The organism is Bradyrhizobium sp. USDA 3240, assembly GCF_054063295.1.
On the sequence record NZ_JBSSGD010000002.1, the window covers coordinates 2464710 to 2489801 of the forward strand.

19 protein-coding genes are annotated in these 25092 nt (G+C 65.5%); 7 read left to right on the plus strand and 12 right to left on the minus strand.

The features are described 5' to 3' along the window. Positions 1-72: 72 nt before the first annotated feature. The 6 genes from ACVIGA_RS12400 to ACVIGA_RS12425 form a co-directional block, all read right to left on the minus strand. Positions 73-2397 (minus strand): xanthine dehydrogenase family protein molybdopterin-binding subunit, encoded by a 2325-nt coding sequence (locus ACVIGA_RS12400; protein ID WP_456666604.1) that lies wholly within the window; start codon positions 2395-2397, stop codon positions 73-75. A 223-nt stretch (positions 2398-2620) separates the two neighbouring features. Continuing rightward, the gene (locus ACVIGA_RS12405; RefSeq protein WP_456666605.1) at positions 2621-3496 is read right to left on the minus strand and encodes a dihydrodipicolinate synthase family protein; all 876 of its coding nucleotides are present in this window, start codon (positions 3494-3496) and stop codon (positions 2621-2623) included. Then, positions 3489-4445 carry an NAD-dependent epimerase/dehydratase family protein gene (locus ACVIGA_RS12410; protein ID WP_456666606.1) on the minus strand — a complete coding sequence of 319 codons (957 nt, stop codon included), beginning with the start codon at positions 4443-4445 and terminating at the stop codon, positions 3489-3491. Before ACVIGA_RS12410 ends, ACVIGA_RS12405 begins: the two co-directional genes overlap by 8 nt. Positions 4446-4469: 24 nt before the next feature. Continuing rightward, a complete protein-coding gene (pgm, locus tag ACVIGA_RS12415) occupies positions 4470-6110 on the minus strand; it encodes a phosphoglucomutase (alpha-D-glucose-1,6-bisphosphate-dependent) (RefSeq protein WP_456666607.1) in 1641 nt (546 codons plus the stop codon). Positions 6111-6248: 138 nt separating this feature from the next. Continuing rightward, positions 6249-7901 carry an acetolactate synthase large subunit gene (locus ACVIGA_RS12420; protein WP_456666608.1) on the minus strand — a complete coding sequence of 551 codons (1653 nt, stop codon included), beginning with the start codon at positions 7899-7901 and terminating at the stop codon, positions 6249-6251. Positions 7902-7979: 78 nt separating this feature from the next. Beyond that, positions 7980-10646: a M1 family metallopeptidase gene (locus ACVIGA_RS12425; RefSeq protein WP_456666609.1), complete on the minus strand. Its 2667-nt coding sequence runs from the start codon at positions 10644-10646 to the stop codon at positions 7980-7982. Between the two features lie 240 nt (positions 10647-10886). Here ACVIGA_RS12425 and ACVIGA_RS12430 point away from each other — a divergent pair, with 240 nt between their 5' ends. After that, on the plus strand, positions 10887-12341 hold the full coding sequence (locus ACVIGA_RS12430) for a GH1 family beta-glucosidase (RefSeq protein ID WP_456666610.1): 1455 nt from the start codon (positions 10887-10889) through the stop codon (positions 12339-12341). A 1-nt stretch (position 12342) separates the two neighbouring features. Here the strand turns inward: ACVIGA_RS12430 and ACVIGA_RS12435 are convergent, their stop codons facing one another. Both ACVIGA_RS12435 and ACVIGA_RS12440 read right to left on the minus strand, forming a co-directional pair. Further along, positions 12343-13410 carry a maleylacetate reductase gene (locus ACVIGA_RS12435; protein ID WP_456666611.1) on the minus strand — a complete coding sequence of 356 codons (1068 nt, stop codon included), beginning with the start codon at positions 13408-13410 and terminating at the stop codon, positions 12343-12345. 21 nt (positions 13411-13431) lie between these two features. Beyond that, complete coding sequence (locus ACVIGA_RS12440; RefSeq protein WP_456666612.1) at positions 13432-14412, minus strand: helix-turn-helix domain-containing protein; 981 nt, start codon at positions 14410-14412, stop codon at positions 13432-13434. Positions 14413-14565: 153 nt separating this feature from the next. Between ACVIGA_RS12440 and ACVIGA_RS12445 the strand changes: the two genes are divergently transcribed. Continuing rightward, positions 14566-15291, plus strand: a complete 726-nt coding sequence (locus tag ACVIGA_RS12445; protein ID WP_456666613.1) for an alpha/beta hydrolase — start codon at positions 14566-14568, stop codon at positions 15289-15291. Here ACVIGA_RS12445 and ACVIGA_RS12450 read toward each other — a convergent pair. Together ACVIGA_RS12450 and ACVIGA_RS12455 are read right to left on the minus strand one after the other, a co-directional pair. Next, positions 15288-16781 (minus strand): flavin-containing monooxygenase, encoded by a 1494-nt coding sequence (locus ACVIGA_RS12450; RefSeq protein WP_456666614.1) that lies wholly within the window; start codon positions 16779-16781, stop codon positions 15288-15290. The genes ACVIGA_RS12445 and ACVIGA_RS12450 overlap by 4 nt on opposite strands. Before the next feature lie 114 nt (positions 16782-16895). Next, positions 16896-17345, minus strand: coding sequence for a cupin domain-containing protein (locus ACVIGA_RS12455; RefSeq protein WP_456666615.1), 450 nt, complete (start codon positions 17343-17345; stop codon positions 16896-16898). 263 nt (positions 17346-17608) lie between these two features. Between ACVIGA_RS12455 and ACVIGA_RS12460 the strand changes: the two genes are divergently transcribed. The 3 genes from ACVIGA_RS12460 to ACVIGA_RS12470 all read left to right on the plus strand — a co-directional run bounded on the left by ACVIGA_RS12460 (position 17609) and on the right by ACVIGA_RS12470 (position 19972). Next, complete coding sequence (locus ACVIGA_RS12460) at positions 17609-18637, plus strand: AraC family transcriptional regulator (protein WP_456666616.1); 1029 nt, start codon at positions 17609-17611, stop codon at positions 18635-18637. Between the two features lie 97 nt (positions 18638-18734). Then, positions 18735-19601 carry a S1C family serine protease gene (locus ACVIGA_RS12465; protein WP_456666617.1) on the plus strand — a complete coding sequence of 289 codons (867 nt, stop codon included), beginning with the start codon at positions 18735-18737 and terminating at the stop codon, positions 19599-19601. After that, positions 19598-19972 (plus strand): response regulator transcription factor, encoded by a 375-nt coding sequence (locus ACVIGA_RS12470; RefSeq protein ID WP_456666618.1) that lies wholly within the window; start codon positions 19598-19600, stop codon positions 19970-19972. The genes ACVIGA_RS12465 and ACVIGA_RS12470 overlap by 4 nt, the downstream gene beginning before the upstream one ends. 216 nt (positions 19973-20188) lie before the next feature. On the opposite strand, the gene ACVIGA_RS12475 is transcribed toward ACVIGA_RS12470, so the two are convergent. Continuing rightward, on the minus strand, positions 20189-21358 hold the full coding sequence (locus tag ACVIGA_RS12475) for an IS481 family transposase (protein ID WP_456666619.1): 1170 nt from the start codon (positions 21356-21358) through the stop codon (positions 20189-20191). A 305-nt stretch (positions 21359-21663) separates the two neighbouring features. On the opposite strand from ACVIGA_RS12475, the gene ACVIGA_RS12480 reads away from it, so the two are divergent. Next, the gene (locus ACVIGA_RS12480; RefSeq protein ID WP_456666620.1) at positions 21664-21876 is read left to right on the plus strand and encodes a hypothetical protein; all 213 of its coding nucleotides are present in this window, start codon (positions 21664-21666) and stop codon (positions 21874-21876) included. A 67-nt stretch (positions 21877-21943) separates the two neighbouring features. On the opposite strand, the gene ACVIGA_RS12485 is transcribed toward ACVIGA_RS12480, so the two are convergent. Beyond that, entirely contained in the window at positions 21944-23305 is a 1362-nt protein-coding gene (locus tag ACVIGA_RS12485) for a metallophosphoesterase family protein (RefSeq protein WP_456666621.1), read from the minus strand. Between the two features lie 266 nt (positions 23306-23571). On the opposite strand from ACVIGA_RS12485, the gene ACVIGA_RS12490 reads away from it, so the two are divergent. Then, the gene (locus tag ACVIGA_RS12490) at positions 23572-24990 is read left to right on the plus strand and encodes a M20 family metallopeptidase (RefSeq protein WP_223977379.1); all 1419 of its coding nucleotides are present in this window, start codon (positions 23572-23574) and stop codon (positions 24988-24990) included. Positions 24991-25092: the final 102 nt, after the last annotated feature.

Here is a 25092-nt window from a genome sequence, read left to right on the forward strand (position 1 = left end):
CCCACCCCGTCACGCATCTGACGATGCGTGACGACCCTCCCCCTCCAGGGGAGGGTGACGGCATCGGCGCGCTTAGGTCCCCGCCTTCGCGTCCTGGATCGCCTGCCAGATCTTCACGGGCGTCAGCGGCGTGTTGAGCTGGGTGATCCCGACCTCGCTCAACGCATCCATCACGCCGTTGGTGATGCAGGGCGGACCGCCGATCGCACCCGACTCGCCGCAACCCTTGGCGCCGAGCGGATTGGTCTTGCACGGCGCGGAGGGATCGAGCGTCACGGTGATGGGCGGAACGTCGGAGGCGCGCGGGATGCAATAGTCCTGATAGCTCGCGGTCAGTAGCTGGCCTTCCTCGCTGTAGGCCACGCCTTCGTACAGGGCCTGGCCGATGCCCTGGACGACACCGCCATGCACCTGCCCGGTCACCAGCATCGGATTGACCGCGACGCCGACGTCATCGACCGTGGTGTAACGCACCACGCGCGTCACGCCGGTCTCGGGATCGATCTCGACCTCGCAGATGTGGGTGCCGTTCGGCCAGCTCGGGCCGTCGACATTGCCCTCGCTCTCGACCGAGAGCTTGGCGCCGCTTTCTTTCTTCGCGATCTCGAACAGGCTGATGCGCCTGTCGGTGCCGACCACGGTGAGGAAGCCGTCGCGATACTCAATGTCGCCGACGGAGGCTTCGAGCAGGTGGGAGGCTTTGTCGCGCGCCTTGTTGATCATGTCGTTGGTGGAGACCGCAACCGCGGTGCCGCCGACGAACAGCGAGCGCGAGCCGACGCTGCCGAAGCCGGTGGCAAGATCCGTGTCGCCCTGGATGACGTCGATCTTGTCCATGGCGATGCCGAGCGTATCCGCGATCATCTGGGTGTAGGTGGTGGCGAGGCCCTGCCCCATCGCCATGGTGCCTGAATGCAGGACGATGCGGCCTTCGGCGGTCGCATGCAGCGAGACGTTTTCGGTGTGGGCGCGGCCGCCGGTCCATTCGATGTAGCTGGTCAGCCCGCGGCCATAGAGCAGGCCCTTCTTCTTCGCCGCCTTCTTGCGCGCGGCAAAGCCGTTCCAGTCAGCCAGGTCAGACGCGCGTTCCAGCATGTGAGCGAAGGCGCCGGAGTCGTACACCTGTCCGACCGCGTTGGTGTAGGGCAGTTGCGCCGGCTTGATGTAATTCACCTTGCGGATGCTGCGCGGATCCATGCCGATCTGGCGCGCGGCAGCATCGAACAGCCGCTCGACGATGAACACCGCCTCGGGCCTGCCGGCGCCGCGATAGGCGCCGACCGGCGCGGTGTTGGTCATGACAGACTTCGCCTCGAAATGCACCAGCGGCAGATCGTAGACGCCGGTCTGCACGAACGGGCCGAGCACCAGCGGAATGATGTTGGCGGTGCCCGACGAGTAAGCGCCGGTGCCGCCGATCGAACGCACGCGGTAGGCCAGCACGCGGCCCTTGGCGTCGAGCGCGAACTCGCCGGTCGAGGTGAGGTCGCGGCCGTGGGTGCCGCCGACGAACTCGTCGGTGCGGTCGCCGCGCCAGCGGATCTTCTCGTTCAGCTTGGTCGCGGCATAAGCGACGATGCCGTCTTCGGGATACAGGCTGGTCTTCTGGCCGAAGCCGCCGCCGATATCGCCGACCAGCACGCGCACGCTGTCCTTCGGCCGCTTCAGGATCGATTCCGCCAGGAGATCGCGGGTCGAGCCCGGGGTCTGCGACTGCACATGGAGAATCAGCCGGCCGGTCTTCTTCTCGATCTCGGCAATCGTCGAGCGCGGCTCCATCGCCGACGGCACCAGGCGCTGGCTGACCAGGTCGAGCGACACCTTGTGCGCGGCGCTGGCAAAGGCTGCCTCGACCTTGGCGGCGTCGCCATAGCTCATCGCGGCCACGATGTTGTCGGGCGCCTCCGGCCAGACCGCCGGCGCGCCCGGCTTGATCGCCTCGACCGGATCGACCACCGAAGGCAGCACCTCGTAATCGACCTCGATCGCCTCGGCCGCGGTCTGCGCCAGCACCCGCGAGGTCGCGACCACTGCCGAGACTCCCTCGCCGGCGTAGCGCACAACCTCATGCGCCAGCAGGCGCCGCGGCGGCACAGTCATCGGCGAGCCATCGGGGCGCTTGAAGATCGCGAGCGTCGGCAGCGTGCCGATATCGTCCTTGACGAGGTCGGCGCCGGTATAGACCGCCTTGACGCCCGGCATCTCGAGCGCCGCCTTGGCGTCGATCGACTTGATGTTGGCGTGGGCATGCGGCGAGCGCAGCACGTGCAGCCAGAGCGCGCCGTCCTGCGGCTTGTCGTCGATGAAATGCCCCTTCCCGGTGAGCAGCCGCTGGTCTTCCAGACGCTTGACCGGCTGGCCCGCACCAAAACGCATATTGCCGGGAAGAATGTTCATCGGAGGGTCCTTGATTTCAGAAATTTCGGCGGGTTTTAACGGATTTTCGGAGCTTCACAACTGGCTGTCATTCCCCGATGCGCAATTGCGCATCTGAGGGCGCGCCCTTCGCGCGAGCCCGGAATCCATACTCCCGATGGTGGTTATGGATTCCGGGTTCGATGCAAACGCATCGCCCCGGAATGACGAGATGGTTAGAGCCGATGCAACGCGCAAGCCGGCTTCAACCGAGATCGCGCAGCGCGTCCTCGACCACCTTGCGCTGCTCGGCCGTGAGCGGCGCCTGCGGCGGCACGGGGTCGCCGACATCGTAGCCCTGGATCGCGAGCCCGGCCTTGATGCAGGCCGCCAAGTTGAAGCGGGCGAACGCCTCGTTGATGCGCCAGAGCTTGCGCTGCAGGGCCATCGCCTCGTCCCAGCGGTTGCGCCGGCACAGATTGTAGAGCTCGACGCTCTGGCGCGGGATGATGCAGGCAGGTCCCGCCATCCAGCCATGGCCGCCGATCAGCATCACCGCGGCCGGAATATGGGCGGAGGCCGCGAACACTTTCAGGCTGTCGCCGCAGCGGTTCATGATCGACAGCAGCCGGCCGGTGTTGGTCGACGCATCCTTGATGTAGCCGATGCGCGGATGCGCGGCGAGCCGCGCGATGACGTCGAGCGTGAGGTCGGAGCGCTGGAAATTCGGATTGGTGTAGATCACGACCGGAATGTCGACGGCGTCGGCGATGGCGCGGAAATAGGATTCCACCTGCGCGTCACCGAGCGGGAAATACGCCTCCAGGATCGCGAGAATCCCGGCAGCACCGCGCTTCTGGTAGGCCTTGGCCTGCGCCACCGCATCGGCCGTCGAGGTCGAGGCGACCCCGGCGACCACAGGCACGCGGCGCTGCGCGGCCTCGATCGTGGTTGCCACCACCTGCATGCGCTGCGCATTGTTGAGATAGGCGAATTCGCCGGTCGAGCCGAGCGGCGTCAACCCATGGACACCGGCCTTGACCAGGTCGTCGCAGAGCCGGCCCAGCACCTCGGTGCGGACATGGCCGGCGGGATCGACCGGGGACACCAGATACGGAAAGACGCCGTGGAAATCAGCCATTTGCAAGCCTCGCTGACGGCGAGACATAATCGGGATCGTGCGCAAAGGGAAGCGGCTCGCCGCTGCGCAGGGCGCCGAGCACCGCTGCAAAGTCGGTTACCGCGCGGAAACCGAGCAGCCGCTCGGCCTTGCTCGCATCGTAGATCCGGCCGATCGATTTCGGCAAATGCCAGCCTTGGCGCTCGAACAGCGCCGAAGCATCGGGGAAATGGCGCGCGATCACGCCGGCCGCGTCCGTCTTCAGGTCGGCCACATCGCTGCGCGCAAACGGCGTCGGCGCGCTGATCACGAACACCTCGAAGCCGCGGATCTTTTCCAGCGCCACGACATGGGCGTCAGCGGCCTCCTCGACCGTGAGGCGGCGATACAGCAGCTCGGTCGCCTTCAGGTTCTCGCCGTGGATGTCGCGGATGGTGTCGTCGTCCTCGGGAAAGAAGCGGCTGGTGCGCAGCACCGCGCAGTTCAGCCCGTGCTCGCGGCTGTAGAGCCGGCACAGCCCTTCGGCGGCGAGCTTTGTCACCCCGTAGATGTTGCGCGGCTCGAGCGGACCCGTCGTCTCGTCGAGCCACACTGCCGCATGGCCTTCCTCGTCGCGAATGGCCTGCGAGATCATCAGCGAGGTCGTCGAGGTGAAGACGAAGCGATCATGGCCGGCCGCGGTGGCCGCCTGCAGCAGATTGAGGGTGCCTGACACGTTGACGTCGACAAAGGCCTGCGGCGCGAACCGCGCGATGTCAGGCTTGTGCAGCGCGCCGCCATGAATCACGGCCTCGATGCCGTGATCGCCGAACACGCGATCGACCACCGATCGCTCGGCGACTGACCCTATGACATCGGTCGCCTCGCCCGGGACAACATCGAGGCCGGTCACGTCATGGCCGGCCTGTCGAAGCCGCGGCGCAAGGAAACGGCCGAGCCAGCCGGAGGAGCCGGTCAACAATACGCGCATGTATCCCGCCCGGCCCTGTGCCCCTCAGAACACCTTGGCGATCGCGGCCTGCGCGTCGCCCTGGATCTTTTTCAGATGATCCGGCCCGCGGAAGCTCTCGGCGTAGATCTTGTAGACATCCTCGGTGCCGGAGGGACGCGCGGCAAACCAGCCGGCCTCGCTCTCGACCTTGATGCCGCCGAACGGCTGATCGTTGCCCGGCGCCTTGGTCCTGACCGCGCGCACCGGATCGCCGGCGAGCTCGGTCATGTTGAGCTGCTCGGGCCCAAGCGCCTTCAGCGCATTCTTCTGCTTCGGCGTCGCCGCGACATCGATGCGCTCATAATAGGGAACGCCGAGTTCGGCGGTCAGCTCGTTGAACAATTCGCTAGGATCGCGACCGGTCTTGGCGATGATCTCCGCGGCCAGCAGGCCGAGGATGATGCCGTCCTTGTCCGTGGTCCACGCCGAGCCGTCGCGCTTCAGGAACGATGCGCCGGCGCTCTCCTCGCCGGCAAAGCCGAAGCCGCCGCTGCCGAGCCCTTCGACGAACCATTTGAACCCGACCGGCGTCTCGACCAGCTTGCGGTTCAGCTTCTTCGCCACGCGATCGATGATCGAGCTCGACACGATGGTCTTGCCGATCGCCGCGCTCCCGCTCCATTGCGGCCGGTGCGCAAACAGATAGGCGATCGCGGTGGCGAGGAAGTGGTTCGGGTTCATCAGCCCGTTCGAGCGCGTCACGATGCCATGGCGGTCGGCGTCGGTATCGTTGGCAAAGGCAACGTCGAACCGGTCGCGCATCCCGATCAGGCTCGCCATCGCATAAGGCGACGAGCAGTCCATCCGGATCTTGCCGTCCCAATCCGCGGTCATGAAGCGGAAGGTCGGATCGACCGCCTCGTTGACCACTGACGCGTTGATGCCGTAGCGCGCAATGATCGGCTGCCAGTAATGCACCGCGGCGCCGCCGAGCGGATCGATGCCGATCCTGACGCCGGCGGATTTGATCAGCGCGAGATCGACGGTGTTGCCGAGATCGGCGACGTAGGGCGTGATATAGTCATGCAGATGCGTGGTCGCGGCCTTGCGCGCGCGATCATAGGGCATTCGCGCGACGCCCTTGAGGCCGGCCTCGATGGTGCGGTTGGCATTCTTCTCGACCACGGCCGTGACATCGGTGTCGGCCGGGCCGCCATGCGGCGGATTGTATTTGTAGCCGCCGTCCTCCGGCGGGTTGTGTGACGGGGTGATGACGACGCCATCGGCAAGGCCCGCGCTGCGACCCTTGTTGTAGCTCAAGATCGCGTGCGAGATCACAGGGGTCGGAGTGTAGCCGCCCTGCGCATCGATCATGATCTCGACGCCGTTCGCCGCAAACACCTCCACCGCGCTGGCCAGCGCCGGCTCGGCCAGCGCATGGGTGTCGATGCCGATGAACAGCGGCCCGGTGAGCCCCTTCTCGCGCCGGTAATCGCAGATCGCCTGCGTGGTGGCGAGGATGTGGTCCTCGTTGAAGGAATTCTTCAGCGACGAGCCGCGATGGCCTGAGGTGCCGAAGGCAACCCGCTGGGTGGGATCGCTGGCATCGGGCTTGCCGGCAAAATACGCCGTGACCAGCCGCGGCACATTGGCAAGCGCGGAGGGATCGATGGGTTTGCCGGCGGCAGGATTTGGTGCAGTCACGTGACCTCTCAGATCTGGTATCGCCGACCATCAGCACAACGAGTGATGCTCATTGCGTAACATCTGGGCGTGCTACCATGGCGGCTTACGTTCAATCAAGCCGACGGCATTTCGTTCCGTGCCGTCTGCGGCAATCCGCTATTCGACGTCGATCTGCTTTACTTTCTCGCGCAGCTCGTCGACCAGCACCCGCTTGTTCTCGGTATAATCGACCGGCACCACGACGAGATGCACGCCGCCGCCGGAGAAGGCGCGCTCCAGGGTCGGGACGATCGCCTCCGTGCTCTCGATCCGCGAACCCTTGGCGCCGTAGCTCTCGGCGTACTTGACGAAATCCGGGTTGCCGAAGGTGAGGCCGAAATCCGGGAAGTTGTCGACCGCCTGCTTCCAGCGGATCATGCCGTACGCGGAATCCTCCAGGATCAGGATCACCAGATTGAGCTTGAGGCGGACCGCGGTCTCGAGCTCCTGCGAGTTCATCATGAAGCCGCCGTCGCCGCAGACCGCGAGCACGCGGTTCTTCGGATACAGCATCGCCGCCATCATCGCCGACGGCAGGCCGGCGCCCATGGTGGCGAGCGCGTTGTCGAGCAGCAGCGAGTTCGCGAGCAGCGTGCGGTAGTTGCGCGCGAACCAGATCTTGTACATGCCATTGTCGAGCGCGACGATGCCGTCCTCGGGAATCACCTGGCGCACATCGTGCACGATGCGCTGCGGCGTCGGCGGCCAGCGGCCCTCGGTGGCGCGATCGGTGATCTTCGCCAGGATGCTTTCACGCAGGCTGAGCAGCGCGCTGGCCGACGGCAGCTTTCCCGCGACGCGGTCGGCCAGCAGTTCGAGGCTCGGCCCGACATCGCCGATCACCTCGCATTGCGGGAAGTAGACCTGTTCGACATTTGCCGCCGTGTAGCTGACATGGATCACCTGCGGGCCCTTCGGCCCCATGATGAAGGGCGGCTTCTCGATCGTGTCGTGACCGATCGCGATGATCAGGTCGGCGCGGTCGATCGCCTCGTGCACATAGTCGCGCTCGCTCAGCGCGGCCGTCCCCATATACTGGTTGGTGCCGCCGGAGACCGTGCCCTTGCCCATCTGTGTGGTGAAGAACGGGATCTTGGTTCGCCGCACGAAGTCGCCGATGCCGGCGGTCGAGCGCGGGCGCGATGCCGCAGCACCAAGCATGATCAGCGGGCGCTGCGCCTTCAAAATCATGTCGGCGGCGCGGTCGAGCGCGGCGGCATGCGCGATTGGAATTTCGATCGGATGCGGCGGCACGATTTCGACCGGCGCGATCTCCTCGCGCGCTATATCCTCCGGCAGTTCGAGCAGCACCGGCCCCGGCCGCTCCTGCGTCGCGATCCGGAACGCGTCGCGGACCAACGTCGGAATGGTGGCGCCGCTGACGATCTGCAGCGACAGCTTGGTCAGCGGACGGAAGGTGTTGACGATGTCGACGATCTGGAACTTGGCCTGCCTGCTGCTCAAGATGCCCTTCTGCCCCGTGAGCATCACCATCGGCATCGCGCCGAGCAGCGCATAGGCCGCACCCGTGGTCAGGTTCAGCGCGCCGGGGCCGAGCGTCGTCATGCAGACACCGGGCTTTCCGGTCAGCCGGCCATAGGTCGCCGCCATGAACGCCGCCGCCTGCTCGTGGCGGGTCACGATCAGCTTGATCGAAGATTTGCGCAGGCTCTCGACGACGTCGAGATTCTCCTCGCCGGGAACGCCGAACACCCTTTCCACGCCCTCGTTCTCGAGGGCCGCGACCAGCAAATCGGAACCTTTGACCATCTCAGCCTCGCATTGTTGATTGCATGCCGCGCACGGAGCATAGCCGCATCGCGCGCCGCCGGAAACTCTCTTGCGATGTCACGGCTTGTGCGCCCTGATCCAGGCGTCGGCGGCGGGTAGCACACGTGCGGCAAGATCGGCCGAGATCGCGATCGCTTGCAAGGAGCGCGCCACCGTCACCCGCCCGCCGCTGGTCGATTGCGACGGGGCAAACGCGGCGAGCTGTGCCGCGTGGTCCTGATCGGTAAAATTGATCATGAAGTTCGGCACGAACTGGTCGCGGAAATTCGGCCCTTGCCTGGCCAGCAACGTATCGAAATTCGCCTGGACGAAGTCCCAGGCGAGCTGCGGATGCTCGCCTGTGGACGCAACCGAATTGATCATCCCTGTGACGATCGTGTCGGGCAATTCGTTGGTCAGCGTCAACGCCAGCGTTGCGCGCGCCAGCTCAGCATCGCGGGCGCTGGCCGCCGCGAAATAATAGCGCAGCCGCTCATTGGTCGCCGTGCTGTTGCGCGCGAGCGCCAGCAGCTTGTCATACGTCGCCCGATCGGCCGTGATGCCGACGACATGGGTGACCGCATCGCGCAGCGAGGTCGGCAGCGATTTGGGATCTTCGAGGAACGCAGCAAAGCGTCGCTTCGCCTCGGCGACGATTGCCGCGTCGCCGAGGTCGCCGAGCGTCGAGATCAGGCTCGCGCGGAGCAGCGCGGTGTCGTCGTCGCCCGAGCCGCCGCCATGCCATCCGATCCGGTCGAACACCGGGCGCAGCTTGGCGCGGGCATAGGCCTGGATCACACCCCGCTCGCTGCGGTCGCGCGACAGGCGGTTGAGCGCAGCGAATGTCGAGATGACCTGATCCCACACCGCGCGATGGTCGCCGGTATCGAGCGCATCGAGCAACGCGAGATAGGACGGTGCTTCAGCCCGGCCCGCTTGCACCAGCGCCCAGCTGTCGGTGACGACATTGAGCCGGTCGACGACCTGCATTTGCGGGAATGCGTTCAGCAGCGCAGCACGGTTCTTCGGCCCGTATTCGACCCTGAAGTAACCGACGTCGCCGAGATTGACCTTGATCGCATCGCCGCATGCGCCGGCCGGAATATCTGTACTGCCTTTCAGCAGGATCTCGTCAAACGGCTTGCCCTGCGCGGGTCCAGCCGCAACCGGGATCTGCCAGTCGTGGGTCGGCAGCGGCGGATCGTTGGCCGGGGCGATCACGAAGCGGTCCTGCCGCAACATCAGGCGCTGCGCGACGCCATCGCAGGCCGTCTCGGCCACGACCAGCGGCACGCCATCCTGCTCGGTGAAGGAGGCGGCGATGCCGGTGATCGCCTTGCCGCCGGACGCCTCGAGAGCCTGCCAGAGATCGACCGTGGTGGAATTGCTGTAGGCATGCGCGGCCATGTATTTGCGGATGCCGTCGCGGAACGCCTGCTCGCCGAGATAGGTCTCGAGCATGCGGATCAGCGCCTGGCCCTTGTTGTAGGTGATGGCATCGAACGCCGTGACCGCTTCGCTGTGATCGGCGATCGGCTGCTGCACCGGGTGCGAGGTGCGGCGCGCATCGAGCGCCATGGCAAACTGTTTCGCGCTGGTGCCGTTCAACCAGCTCTGCCATTGCGGATAGAACTGCTCCGAGGCCTTGGTCGCCATCCAGCTGGCAAAGCCCTCGTTGAGCCAGAGATTGTCCCACCACGCCATGGTGACGAGGTCGCCGAACCACATATGCGCCATCTCATGCGCGATGATGGCGAAGATGCCGCGCCTGGCGGTCTCCGCGTTGGTCGCGGGGTCGAACAGCAGCCGGCTCTCGAAGAAGGTGATGCCGCCCCAGTTCTCCATCGCGCCGCCGAACCCGCCGGGGACGGCGATCAGATCGAGCTTCGGCAGCGGATATTTGACGCCGAAATAGTCGTTGTAGTAGGCGAGCAGCTTCACCGCGCTGTCGAGCGCAAACCGGCCCTGCCCGCTCTTGCCCTCCGTCGTCACCACGCCGACGGTGACGCCGCCGGCATCCGCCGTGACGCGTTCGAGCTCGCCGACGGTGAGCACGAACAGATAGCTCGACATCTTCGGCGTCGGCGCGAACGTGACCTTCTTGCGATCGCCGGCTGCCGGCTCCTCGCTCGCCACAGGCATGTTGCCGACCGCAAGCAAATTGCGCGGGATCACGACGGTCAGCGCAAAGCTCGCCTTGAACGACGGTTCGTCCCAGCACGGAAAGATCCGCCTTGCATCGGCCGGCTCCAGCTTGCTGGAGATCAACCGCTTGATCCCGGTCGGGGTCGGATAGTCAACCGAGAACAGGCCGGTCCCGAATTTGTTGATCTGCGCCGTGAAGGCGATGCGCAGCCTGTGCCGGCCCACCGCAAGCGGCTTGGCGAAGGTCAGCATCGCGGTCTGCGCGGCGGCGTCGGTCACGACCTCCGCGCGCTGTGCGCCGTCATCGATCGTGGCCTCGGCAAACGTCGTGCTGATCGCATTCAGCGTCAGCTGCGCCGTCGGCTCACGCACCTCGATGTCGACGGTCTCCACGCCAGGCAGCGCCAGGCCGGTGATATCGGGCGTCAGCTCGATCGCATAACTCAGCGGAACAACCGTCTTCGGCAACTTCCCGGGTGTGCTGTCGAACGAAAATGTCTGCTCGGCCAGCGCTGCAGTGGCCGTCGCCAGCAGCAAGCCGATTGCCGTGGCAAGACGACGCAGCAGCGCGGTTCGGACATGGGTTGCAGGCTTGTTCATCGCGCAGCTCACCGGGATCTCGGGATTTTCTGATGTCGTTGCGGAGGGACTTAGCAGGCAATCTAGTAGAGAACATGTCGCCACAGAACTGACAACTCCGCGACATCTGACATCGCAACGGCCCGCGTCGATTGGTGCGCCGCTTGCTACGGCCTCTCGGCTCTTGTTGCTCAACGGCAGGACGGAAGGTTAACTTATGGCTGGCATTCCAGCCGAAGCGTCCGGCCACGGGAGACAATGATGTTCGGAAAGTTCTCGCGCCGGCAGTTTGCGGGCCTTGCTGGCCTCTCGGCGCTCGGTTTGACCGGCCCAGCCGAGACCGCGAACCACGCTCAGCGGCCGAATGGCACCAGCTTTCCCCCGGGCTTCGTCTGGGGCACCGCGACCTCGTCCTACCAGGTCGAGGGCGCGGTCAATGAGGACGGCCGCGGCCCGTCGATCTGGGACACATTCACCCACACATCGGGCAAGATTGAGGACGGCTCGACCGGCGATCGCGCCAACGACCACTACCACCGCTACAAGGAAGATGTCCGCCTCATCAAGGATCTCGGCGCCAGGGCCTATCGCTTCTCGATCGCCTGGTCGCGGGTGTTTCCCGATGGCACCGGCACACCGAATCCGAAGGGCCTCGACTTCTACAACCGCCTGGTCGACGAGTTGCTCGCCAACGGCATCGAGCCCTATGCCACGCTCTATCACTGGGACCTGCCGCAGGCGTTGCAGGACCGCGTCGGCGGCTGGCGCTCGCGCGACACGTCGAAGGCTTTCGGCGACTACGCCGGCTATGTGGCGCAGCGGTTGACCGACCGGGTGAAGAACATCTTCACCCTCAACGAGGTCGGGCGTTTCCTCCCCTTCGGCCATGCGCTCGGCGTCGACGCGCCGGGGCTGACGCTGCCGCCGGCCGAGGTGAACCAGGCGGGCCACCACGTCGCGCTGGCGCACGGTCTCGCGGTGCTGGCGATCCGCGCCAAGGGCCGCGCCGGCACGCGGGTCGGTCCCGCCGAAAACATCACCGCCTGCGTGCCCGCGATCAACACGCCGGAGAACATCCGCGCTACCGAGATCGCGACCCGCGAGCTCAATGCGGGCTTCCTCGGCGTCCTCCTCGAAGGCAAGTACACCGAGGCCTTCCTGCAATATGCCGGTGCGGACGCGCCCAAATTCACCGCCGAGGAGCTGAAGATCATCGCGCAGCCTAACGATTTCGTCGGGCTCAACATCTACGCGCCGCACTGCTATGTCCTCGCTACCGACACCGCTCCCGGCTGGAAACCGCTGCCGATGCCGGGCTCGTTCCCGCATATGAGTTCGGACTGGTTGCGGATCGCGCCGGAGACAATCTACTGGGCGCCGCGGATCGCCGCCAAGCTGTGGAACATCAAGAGCATTTACATCAGCGAGAACGGCACCTCCGGCGAGGACAAGGTGCAGCCGGACGGGCAGATCTACGACCTCGACCGCATCATGTTCCTGCGCAACTACCTCGCCCAATTGCAGCGCGCGACCGCCGACGGCGTCCCGATCCACGGCTATTTCCTGTGGAGCCTGATGGACAATTTCGAATGGATCTTCGGCTACGCGAAGCGCTTCGGCCTCTATCGCGTCGATTTCGAGACCCAGGCGCGCCTGCCGAAACTGAGCGCGGCGTTCTATCGCGACGTGATCGCGCGCAACGCCATCGGGGTGTGATCTATCCGGCCTGCGGCCGCGCGCCCGACCACGCCCGCCGGAGCAGGTCGCAGATCGCGCGCTCCTCGATCGGCCGCGGATTCCAGTAAGGATTTTTGGTGGCGAGTGCGGCCGCTTTTGCGATGCCGTCTTCGGGCATGCCGATTTCGGCGAGCGAACGCGGCGCGCCGAGCCGTTCCGACAGATCGAACAGGCCATCGGCCGCATCGGCAACCCCGAGCGCCCGCGCGGCGCGGCCGATCGCCTCGCGCGCGGCCGGCGTGTTGTAGGCGATGGTGTGCGGCAGCAGCACCGCATGGGTTTCGGCATGCGGCAGGTCGAACAGCGCGCCGACGGTGTGGCAGAGCTTGTGATGCAGCGCCATGCCGACCGTACCGAGACAGACCGCGCACAGCCACGCGCCGTAGAGCGCGTCGGAGCGCGCGTCGAGATCGTGCGGCCGCGCGATTACCTCCGGCAGCGATGACGCGAGTTTTGCAATCGCCTCTTCGGCCATCAGCGAGGTGATCGGATTGCCGTCCCGCGCATACAGCGCCTCGGCCGCATGGGCGATCGCGTTGAGGCCCGAGATCGCCGAGAACTTAGCCGGCATCGAGATCGTCAAATTGACGTCGTAGATCACGGCTTCGGGCAATATCTTCGGCGACGATTGCGTGGTCTTGACGCCGTCTACGGTCTCGCCGAGTACCGGCGTCATCTCGGAGCCGGCATAGCTGGTCGGCACGATCAGTTGCGGCAGGTCGGTACGCAGCGCAATCGCCTTGCTCAGGCCGGTCGCGGCACCCGCGCCGATCGCAACCACGCCGTCGGGCTTCAACTCGCGAACCATCTGCATCGCACGTTCGGTGACTGCGACCGGCGTGTGCACCACAGCGCCGTCGAACGCGCCGGCCATGCGGCCGCCGGTCAAACCTCCGAGATCGCCGAGCTCGGCCTGCTGCCGCCGGCTCGCCAGCACCAGCACGCGGCCGATGCCGAGCCGGCCGAGTTCGTCCGCCAGCTGTGCGACCGTGCCGGTCCCGAACACGACCCGCATCGGGCTGACTTGATAGGTGAATGATTGGGGCATGACGATTTCCAGAACGGTTGGTCAGCCGCGGCGCCAGTCGCGCGGCGTGCAGCCGAAGCGATGGCGGAAGCGCCGGGTGAAATGCGACAGATCGGAGAAGCCCCAGTCGAACGCGATGTCGCCGATCGCCCGCCCGGCGATCGCGGGATCCTTCAAGTCGCGCGCCGCACCATCGAGGCGACGGTCCATCACATGGCTGGCGAATGTGGTGCCGGCGCGCTCGAACAGCTTGTGGACGTAGCGCTCGCTGATGCCGATCCCGGCCGCGATGGCGGCTACGCCCAAGCCGGGCTCGCGCAGCCTGCGGTCCACGGCACGGCGCAGCGCGAGCCACGTCGCATCAGCAAGACCCGCGCTCTCGGCTACGCCCGCGCGACCGGTCCGCGACAGGCTGAGCGCGACAAGGTCAAGCAGCACGCCGAACAGCCGAGCGTTATCCGTGTCAGACGCGCGGAGCGCCGAATTGTTCAGCACCTGCGCCGTCTCCGCGATGAGATGGCCGACGAACGGGTCGTCTGATACCCGCGCCGGGGCGACCTCCGGCGCCGACGGCAGCCGCTCATCGAGCGCCTCGGCCGGCACCCAGAACGAGGCGACCTGCAGCGCGGGGCCGCGGTCGTGCAGCAGCGAGAAGCGCTGTCCGCTGTCGAAGATTCCGACCTGGCCCGGCGACAGGCTGACCTCGCGCCCGGCCTGCTGGATGCGGCAGCGGCCGGCCAGCTTGAGATTGAGGTAGTAGCAGCGCCGTGTGGACGCGGCGATATCGGCGGCCGAGCGCCGCACGACATGCTCCGGGAAACTGACCCGGTTGACCGCGCCGTCGCCGAGCCCAACGGTCTCGACCCGGGCCACGAAGCCCGGCGTCGCCGGCGGCTCCGGCGTCAGGTTCATGAAGGCCTGGCAGATCGCCTCGCGATAATAAGCGAACTGCTCGCCCGGCCGTGTGTCCGCGGTATTCCAGCTCAGCCTGCGCCAGCGATCCGCGGCGGCGATTTGCTGCATCAGTTCACTCCGAGCCCAATCCGGTTCGGTTACAGCCAAGCGCGTTCCGTGGCCCCGGGTCAATATCCATCAGGAATTGCATGACGTCAGCGCGTATGGCCGACCGTCCGAACCGCGCAATCGATCTAACCAAACCACAGAGAGAGGTACAACATGTCGACCTATGTTCTCGTCCATGGTGCCTGGCATACCGGCGCCGAGCTTGAGCCGATTGCGGCTGCGATCCGCAAGGCCGGCCATGTCGTCCACACCCCGACCATCAAGGGCAACCGGCCCGGCGACCGCAAGGACTCCGGCCTTGCCGAGGCCATCCAGTCCATCGTGGATTATCTCGCCGAGCACAATCTGAATGACATCGTGCTGGTCGGGCACAGCTATGGCGGCATGGTCATCACGGGCGTTGCCGATGCCGCCGCCAACCGCATCCGCCGGCTGGTGTACTGGAACGCCTTCGTGCCCAACGATGGCGAATGCCTCAACGACATGGTGCCGCCGCACTATCGCGGCCTGTTCGATGCCATCCATGCCGAGCGCGGCGACGGCTCGGTGGTGCTGCCGTTCCCGATCTGGCGCGAGGCCTTCATCAACGACGCCGACCTCGAGACGGCGCAGCGGGCCTATGACAAACTCAACCCGCATCCGCTGAAGACTTTCCAGGACAAGATCGCGTTGCGGACCAATCCGGCCGAGATGCCGATCGCAAAGTCCTACGTCAACTGCACCGAGGATACCGCGATGCCGCACGGCCTGCCCTGGCATCCGCGGCTGTCGGAGAAGCTCGGGCTATTCCGCCTGGTCCAGGTGCCGGGCAGCCACGAGCTGTGCTTCTCCAATCCGGAGCGCCTGGCGCAGGCCTTCCTCGACGCCGGCCGCGATTAAGCCACGGCCTTGTACTCCGGCGCGGTCGCAAGGAAGCGCGCATAAGCGTCCGCGTCCGGCGGCGTGAACTTTTCGACGAGCGGGTTGCGACGCGACGCCTTGGTGCCGATGTCCGCCAACAGCTCGTCGAAATGCTTGAAGTGGTAGGGCGCGACGCACAGCCCGCCATAGACGCCCGCCGCCGGACGCTCGACGCGCTTGAAGTTCAGCATCATCGCGATGTTGTCGTGCATCTCGGCCGCGCTCGGCTGCCGTGCGAGCTGGCCGTCGGCGTAGCGCACCAGCCAGTTCGCGGCGAGATCCGCGCACAGCACGGTGCAGAAGCTCGAATTGAACCCGACAAATCCCATGTCGGGCAAATCGGGATTGGCGATCAGCCGGTAGAGCCGATATTGCCCGTCGGGCTCGACCAGCTTGGTCTGATACTCCTGAGGCAGGAACGGCACACCGAGCTTGTAGCCGATCGCGAGCACCGCGACGTCGGCCGCGACGCGCTGGCCGCCGCTCATCACGATGGTCTTGCCCTCATAGTGATCGAAAGTACCCTGCACCGCCTTGATCCGGCCATCGGCAACCATCGGATAGAAGCCGGGGGTCGCGATCGGCACCGAGCAGTTGACGCCGTCCTCGATCCGCTCCTTCGGCACCATGCCGCACTGCTTCAGCTTGAGCTGCATCTTCAGCATGCTCTCGAGCCCGCGCCAGTTCGCCCAGACGAAAGGTTTCGCCACGACATGGGCGAGGCGCGCCATCGGACCGATGCCCCAGCTTGCGAACATCTGCTCCTGGGCGCGGATGTAGAGGATGCGCTTGAAGTTGACGAGGCCGCCGACGAAATAGGGAATTCGCCAGACCGGCTCGCGAAACACGATGGTGACTTCGCTGGCGCCCGAATTGACTGCATTCACAGCGATGTCGGTCGCCGATTTGGAGCCGCCGAGCACCACTACCTTGCGGCCCTTGGCGAGATCAGGATCGCTGTACTGCGACGAGTGCAGGATGTGGCCGCCCTGCGCCTTGAACCCGTCCTCGCCGGAAAGCGGCAGCGACTGCGGCTCGTTGAATTGTCCGGTGCAGACCGCGACGAAATCGAAATCCTCGTGCCCCGTAGCGCCGTCGGTCGAGCGTAGTTCGAGCGTCCAGCCGGGTTTGCCGTCGGCGCGACGCTTCATGTCTTCGACCCTGGTGTCGAACCGCATTGCGCCGTCGAGCCCATGGCTGCGCGCGTAGTCGCGCAGGTAGGCATGGACCTGCGGACCCTTCGGCCATTCCGGATAGGATTCCGGCATCGCCTTGTCGGTGTAGCGATAGAGTTCCTTCGGGCTCTGGGTCTGCACGTCGGGATAAGAGCGCGCCGGCTCCCAGACCCCGCCGAGATCGCCGCTGCGCTCGATGATGGTCACCTTGTGGCCGCGACCGGCAAAGGCCTTGCCGGCGGCGAGCCCGGAAATGCCGGCGCCGATGACGCACACATGCTTTTGCTTGACCATGAAACGTCTCCGCGATGAATGAACAAGCCCATTTCCCTAAGCGCACGTATCCCCGTCATCGCCGGAGCCAACTCCGGCGATTGCCGCCTCACGTGCGTATTGTGTTTAGTCGGCCTACTCGTTGGCTTCCGGCGGCAGGAAGTCCACCTCGTGCTCGGCGGAAATGCGCACCACTTCGACCGGGTCCTGCAGATTGTGCAGCTTCTCGAACAGCGCCTCGAGCTTCTGCATCGGCGACACCCAGAACAGCGCCCGCGCCGGCTTGTCGGACTTGTTGAAATAGCCGTGCGGGATGCCGCGCGGCATGCGCACGAGGTCGCCGGCCTTGGCCTGCACCCAGACGCCGTCGAGCTTGAGGTCGAGCACGCCTTCCTGCACCAGGATGAATTCGTCCTGGGTCGGGTGGATGTGGACCGGCACGAACTGGCCGGGATCGCTGTTGGTCTCGAACGCGAAGGTCGAGTCGGTGATCGCCTTCGGATAGTAGACCTGGCCCAGGATATTCCAGGTCTTGCCGCCGTAGCCGGTGCCGGTTCGGGTAATGCCTTTTTCGAGCGTGCCCATGTCAGCCTCTCCAGTTTTGGATGCGTATTGCCGACACGGAGCCTGTCGCCAGCCGGTGAGGCTGTCTAGCCGATAAACGAATCCGCAGCCGGCGCGACCATGCTGCAATGCGGGAGCGCCGGGCCGGCGACATCTGCCCAATGCCTTCGCATCTTCCTGACTGTCGATCGGGCAGATTGCGCGACGAAACGGCGTTCCCCTTTGCCGGCGGATGCACTAGGCTGCCTGATATTTTAGACCTCAAACAACTCCGGACGGCCGGCGTGACAGCTGTTGGCAACGAGGTTTCGGCAAGGACAAGCTCGACAAGGGCAAGGCTCAAGGATTTCGCGCGCGTCGCGACTGATCGCGTCGACGACGCGGCTGAAGCGATCGGCCGCATCTTCTGTCCGCACGATCTGACGCCGGTCGATCGTTCGGAGCGCGATTTTTCCGCGCACCACAATTGCGCCGGGTTCGACGGCTTCTCGATCAACTATGTAGCCTATGGTGGATCGGTCGCGATCAACCCGGGTTGCCTCGACCGCTTCTTCCTGTTGCAGATGCCGTTGTCCGGCTCGGCCGCGGTGCGGACCGCCGCGCGCGAGCTCACCACCGGGCCGCAACACTGCGCCTCACTGCTGTCGCCGACGATTCCGACCGAAATGACCTGGCGCGACGACTGCGCCCAGCTCATCCTGCTGCTCGATCGCAAGCTGGTCGAGCATCGCGCGGCAGCGCTTGGCGGCGTCGCGGTCCAGCCGGTCGAGTTCGATCCGGCCGTCGCGCTGAGCGGGCAGCTCGGCGAGACGCTCTCCGCCAGGATCGAGGCGCTCGTGGCGACAGCCGAGCAGCTCGAGCCGCACAAATCCTTATCCGCGGTCGCGGCCGCCGATTGGCGCGAGTCGTTCCTCAATGTTTTGCTCAACGAGCAGCGGCACAGCCTGAGTTCGGCGATCGACGTCTTCAACGGCCGCACCGAAGCCCAGCCGGCGGCGCTGAAGCGCGTGCGGGCTTACCTCGAGACCCGCGCGACCGAGCCGCTGGATCTCGTCGAGCTTGCGGAAATCGCGGGCACCGGCGTCCGCGCGCTGCAACTCGGCTTCCGCCGTCACTTCGGCACCACCGTGTCCGAGATGCTGCTCGACATCCGCCTCGCCCATCTCAGCGCACGTCTCAAGACGGCACGGCCGGGCGAACGCATCGTCGATATTGCGTTCGATCTCGGCTTTACCCATCTGAGCCGGATGGCAAGCGCCTACCGCGCCAAGTTCGGCGAAAGCCCGAGGGCAACGCTGCGCCGGCTGAGTTGAGCGGCGGTTCCGATCGGCAGGGCCGCGCCCTGCCCATCCGGCCAGTTTCATCGCCGGCCGCAACATCCCAGATTGGGGGAAGCCAACGGAGTTTCCCATGACCGAACCGACCACACTCGCCTCGCTGTCATCAGCCCTTTCCGAGACCATTGCGCGCGCGGCGCCTGCAATCGTCTCCGTACATTCGCATCGCGCGCGCGCCTCCGGCTTCGTCTGGAAGACCGGCCTGATCGTCACTGCGGACGAAGCGCTCGCCGACGAGGGCGAGGTCGAAATCCAGTTTGCCGACGGTAGCCGCAGGCAAGCCGTTGTCGCCGGACGCGACCACACCACCGACATCGCGCTGCTGCGCGTCGATGGCGACGTCGCGCCGATCAAGCTGTCGACCGAAATCCCAGCGCTCGGATCGCTCGCGGTGATCGTCGCAGCCGACCGCGGCGCGCCGATTGCGCGGCTCGGCATGGTCTCCCGGTCCGGCGCCGCCTGGCGCAGCCTGCGCGGCGGCGAGATCGACGCGCGGATCGAGCTCGACGTCCGGCTGCGACACAGCCAGCAGGGCGGGCTGGCGCTGAACGCCGCAGGTGCGCCGTTCGGCATGGCGGTGCTCGGCCCGCGCCGCGTGCTGACGATCCCTGCCGCGACCATCGAGCGGGTCGCGGCCCAGCTCGAGAAGAGCGGCCGCATCGCGCGCGGATATCTCGGCGTCGGGCTGCAGCCGGTCCGTCTCGACGACGGCCTCGGCGCAATGGTGATGAATGTCGACAAGGCCGGCCCCGCGGCCGCCGCCGGCATCCGCCAGGGCGACGTGATCATTGCCGTCAACGGCGAGAAACTGTCGGGCGTGCGGGCGCTGTCGCGCGGTCTCGGACCGCAGAGCGTCGGCAGCGTCGTTGAGCTCACCGTGCATCGCGGCGGCGAGCCATTGAACTTCAAGGTGACGGTCGGCGAAAGGCCTGAGACGTGAGCAGCGAGCCTGCCTCCGACATCGTCATCGCACTCGAGATCGACGATCCCGCCCTCGCCGACCGGCTGGCGACGTTGCTCGGCAGCGTCGCCGGCCTGCGGCTTGCCGCGCCGGGTGAACAGGCGACGGCGACGATCGTCGCACGCAACCGGGACACCGCGGGCGGCGGCGACTTCGAGCTGACGCCGCGCGAGCTCGACGTGCTGGCGCTGCTGGCCGAAGGCGCATCCAACAAGATGATCGCACAGCGGCTCGGGATCTCGGTCCACACCGCCAAGTTTCACGTCGGCTCCCTGAGCGACAAGCTCGACGCCACCGGCCGCACCGACGCGGTGGCGCATGCGGCGCGGCGCGGGGTGATCAATTTGTGAGTTCTCACGTTCTGCTGTCATTGCGAGCGAAGCGAAACAATCTATTCACCCGCGTGCGTTGAGCGATGGATTGCTTCGCTTCGCTCGCAATGACGATTGGATCTCAAGCCACTCACCTCCGGTGTCATCACCCGCGCATGCGGGTGATCCAGTGTTCCAGAGACGCCAGCGATTGAGCCGAGAGGCCGCGGCGTACTGGATCGCCCGGTCGAGTGTTCAGCCCGGGGACATGACCGACGGGTGTTCGGAGACATAGCCGACACTTTTTCCGCTCGCCAAATCAATGATAGCGACCTGGTGGGCGGCGAAGAAGACCCCGTATTGCGCACTGTTTGGCGAGGGGCGAATGGCAAGGCGCTCACCGCGGAAGGCCTGCGGGACCTTCCAAAGGCATCCCTTGAAGCTGATGTAGGCCTTGGTCGTGGAGACGTGGCGCACGATCTCGTGGCTGTCATATTCGACCTCCGGCAAGCGATCGGGCATGGCCCGCTGGCTCGGCCGGTATCGACTGGCCGGCACCTGCTGTCCAAGCGCCTCATGCGGCCGTTCGAAGTTGTAGACCTCCCGCCAGGCGTCAAAGGCGCGCTGTGTCTCCGCGAGATCACGGAACTGCCGTAGCGCGAAGACCTCAGCGGCGAGCGTGCGATGGAACCGTTCGTTCTTGCCACGGCTTTGCGGGTGATAGGGGCGACTGTGGATGACCGCGATGCCGAGCTTGAGCAGCCAGACCGAGAACCGCGTCCACCGCTCGCCAGAAGGGTCGCCCCACGGTGAGCCATTGTCGACGAAGAAGGCCTCCGGCAGACCGTAATGACGGAAGGTCTTCTCCAGGCGACTACGCACCGTATCGGTGCGTTGATCGGCGCAGGCCTGCAGGCACAGATCATAGCGCGAGTGGTCGTCGACCACGGTCAGAGGATGGCATTGAGCGTCATTGCCGAGCCGAATCCAGCCTTTGAAGTCCATCTGCCACAACAGATTGGGGGCCGGCATCTCGAAACGCTGGCTTGCCACTGCGCCGCCGAGCGGAGGCTTGATGCGGCCTGCTCGACGCAAGATCTCATGGACCGTCGAAACTGCTGGCGCATGATAGCCTTCCCGTTCCAGACAGCGAGCGATCTTGCGAGCTCCCCACGCCGGATGAGCATCGCGTACTGACAAAATGCGCTCTTCGAGCTTGCAATCGGTTCGTCCTGGGCTCGAATGCGGCCGGCGCGATCGGTCCGCGACGGACTGATCCGCCTGCCATCGTGCGAGCCACTTGTAAGCCGTGTCGGGATGAATGTTGAACCGACGGCAGAGCTCGCGTCGGTTCGCGCCCTCCTGCATCGCAAGCCGTACAAACTCGCGCCGTTGATCCATCACCGACACCTCACGCCATGGCATGGACTTGGCCTCCCACTTTGCCAAATCCCTGCACTATGATGTGTCGGCTATGTCTCCGAACACCCGTCGGTCATGTCCCCGGGCTGAACATCGAGCCGGGCGATGACAGTTGAGAATGGGAAACAGTTCCGCGTTCTCGCGACAAGATTTGCCCGAGCTTGCGTAACCACTGGACAAGGCCCCAACTCAGTGAGTGCGAAAAATTCCGTCGCGCGGACACTTAGACCAATTGTGTAAGTAGTCGTCCGGATACAGACGCCTTCTTGATCTCGCCATGCAATCTTCAGCCAACAAGAAGAAACGGCATGAAGAAGCTGATCGATCGTCATCGGGACATTCAATACACGCTCACCAACATCGAGCCTGACCTCTGGAGCTGGTCATTCGAAATCAACGGCAAGATCAAGCACGGCACCACGCGCGCGCGGCTCGGCTTGCTCGCGCAGCGGCGGGTCTGCACGCTGATCGATCGCGAATTGAAAAGCGCAGAACGCGACAAGCCGAACAAGCCTGACTAATCCACCCGCTTCCTTGCTCCGCGTATCAGCCGGGCGGTCGCCGCCGACTTTGGCTCAAGGCCATGGCTCAAGACAAAGCGATCACGGTCGCAGCGACGTCGAGCCGTGGTCCGGCATATCGCCTGTCGTCCGGTCCACGCTCGCCGCACCCGACGCTCCAGAGCGCGGGCCACGACAACCGCTCGAGCCCCGTCGCCGATATCGCCGCGAACGACGTCCAGCTGATGTCGCCGCGGCGTCGCCACAGTACGCCACCCGGCCCCATATCCGGATAGAAGGCGATGTCGAGGTCGAAATCCCGCTCGTCACCGAGATCGGGACCGACCCAATAGTGCGGGCTACGCCCGGGTTCACGCCCGAGGATCAAGGTGAGCGTCTGGTTCGGCCCACGCAGGCCGAGCCAGAGCGGTGCGATGGTGTCAGGCACCGGCGTACAGAGCAGCGTCTGCGGCGCGGCGCTTCCCGCGGCGGTGCGGCCCGACAATTTCAGGGCGACCACCGTCGCAGGCGCCGGCATTCCGGATAGTGGCGCGGGGCTGGTCCCGTGCGGCAATGGCGACCACGCGAGGTGGTCGAGCGACGGCAGCGGCCACGCGAACTGCTCGCGCACGACGCCCTCGGTGTCGAGCACCTGATAGCGAAGGCCGTCCTGATCGAGCGCCGCCTGCACGCAATGCAGATACTCGACGCCCTCGGGCATCCGGTGCGCGGTGCCCGCGCCCGCGGTGCAGATCTGCAGCACGCCGCGATGGATCTGAACATCGAATGCGAGGATGTGGCTGCACAGATAGGCGGTCACGCCGGCGCGGACCAGGAGATCCCAGAAGCGCGCGCTGTATTCGTGGCCGATCTCGCGCTGATAGCTGCCGCTGAAGCCGTTGATCGGGTACACGGGATGATGACCCAGCACCAGTTTGTGCCTGGCATCCCTGTGCTGTGCGAGGACTGCTTGCAGCCAATCGGTCTCGACATGGCCCTCGCCGCCCAGCCCGCTCCACAGCGTGTGCACGAACACCATCAGGAGATCGTCGCGGCGGACCCAGTAGGACAGACCCTCCTGACCGGGCGGACCATTGCGCGGCAGCTTGAGCACCTCGCGAAACACCGCCTCGCTCATCTCGTCGTAAGTCGTGTGGTTGCCGGTCGTGTGCCACAACGGCACCGCACGCCGGTCGAGCCAGGCCATCTCAACCTCAAGCCAATGCCGCCATTGCGCACGCAATGCGTCGGCATCGGCGGTGAGGCCGATGATCTCGTCGCCGGGAAAGAGGATGAATTCGGGTGCAGGATTGAGCCGGCGGACTACATTATTGACCGAGGCGAAGGTGCGCTCATGCAGCGCGCCGGGAATGCCGGAGCAGGCGTCGGCATAGATCACGAACTGGTGGCCCGGATTTCTCGGCAACAGAGACGGAATTGCATCATGCATGGTCGGACCACGTCCTCGCGAGCCATATCATAGAGGAAGGCAGGCCGATCGCTCAAGGCAGACACTTGTGCGCAAGGTCGTGGCGGAGTGGCGCCTCTATATGCATTGCGTCCATCCAACGAGAGCAGTTTTGGCGCGGCAGACATGTTTCTCGCACACCGAGACGTGACGCTGCCGAAAAGCTGGTCTGCCGCGACAAGCTAGGCGGCGTCGCGCCAAGCTGCTAGCCTTTCGTGCTTCAGATTGCTTTTTAAGGATCGGAGCAAATGGACAACCGTAATGATGTTTGGCGCGGCGTCGACACGATCAAGCCGCGTTTCATCGAATTGAGCGACCGGGTCTGGGCGATGCCCGAGGTCTGCTACACCGAGGCGCGCTCATCCGCCGAACATCTGGCCGAACTGCGCCACCAGGGTTTCCGCATCACCGAGAACCTCGCCGACATCCCGACCGCTGTCATGGGCGAATGGGGCGAGGGCGGACCTGTGATCGCCTTCCTCGGCGAATATGACGCCCTGCCCGGCCTCAGCCAGGAGGCCGGCATCGCCGAACCTCGTCCGGTCGAGAGCGGCGGCCACGGCCATGGCTGCGGCCATAATCTGCTCGGCTCCTCCGCGCTGCTCGCCGCGACCGCGGTGAAGGACTGGCTCGCCGCCAACAAGGTGCCGGGCCGGGTGCGTTATTACGGCTGTCCCGCCGAGGAAGGTGGCGCGGCAAAGGCCTTCATGGTGCGCTGTGGCGCGTTCGAGGACGCCGACATCGCCATCACCTGGCATCCGCACAGCTTCTGGGAGGTGGCGGTGACGCCGTCGCTCGCCAACACCCGTGCCGATTTCATCTTCACCGGCCGGACCTCGCATGCGGCGGCCTCGCCGCATCTCGGCCGCAGCGCGCTCGATGCGGTGGAATTGATGAATGTCGGCGTCAACTATATGCGCGAGCACATGCCGAGCGATGCCCGCGTGCATTACGCGCTGCTCGACACCGGCGGCATTGCACCCAATGTGGTGCAGGCCCATGCCCGCGTGCGCTATTCGATCCGCGCCCGCGACCTGCCCGGCATGAACGAACTGGTCGAGCGCGTGAACAAGATCGCGCAGGGCGCAGCCCTGATGACCGAGACCAAGATGGAGATGAAGATCATCTCCGCGGTCTCCAACATCCTGCCCAACACCCCGCTGGAGCAGACGCTGCACCGGATCATGGAAGATCTCGGCCCGCCGCATTTCGACGATGCCGACAAGGATTTCGCCGGCAAGATCCGCGCGACCCTGACCGACAAGGACATCGCCTCGGTCTACTACGCGATCGGCATGGATCCGACCGAGCGGCCGCTGGCCGATTTCCTGGTGCCGATCGACGCCAAGCGCAATCCGCTGGTCGGCTCGACCGATGTCGGCGACGTCAGCTGGGTGGTGCCGACGGTGCAGGTCCATGCACCGACGGTTGCAATCGGCACGCCGTTCCACACCTGGCAGGTTGTGGCGCAGGGCAAGACGCCGGCCGCGCACAAGGCGATGGTGCAGGCCGCCAAGGCGATGGCCGGCCTCGGCGTCAAGGCGTTGATGGAGCCTGAGCTGATCGCGGCCGCCAAGGCCGACCTCAAGAAGCGGACCACCCGAACGCCCTATGTCAGTCCGCTGCCGGCGAATGTTGCACCGCCGTTGGACATGTCGGTCGCCTAAGCGCCGCATCTAACAGGCCGGGCCTGCGCTTCGATGCGCGGCCCGGCGAGCGCCTTTCCCGCTCCGATTTTGACCGGAGCGGGGCACGGGATTCTTGTCTTG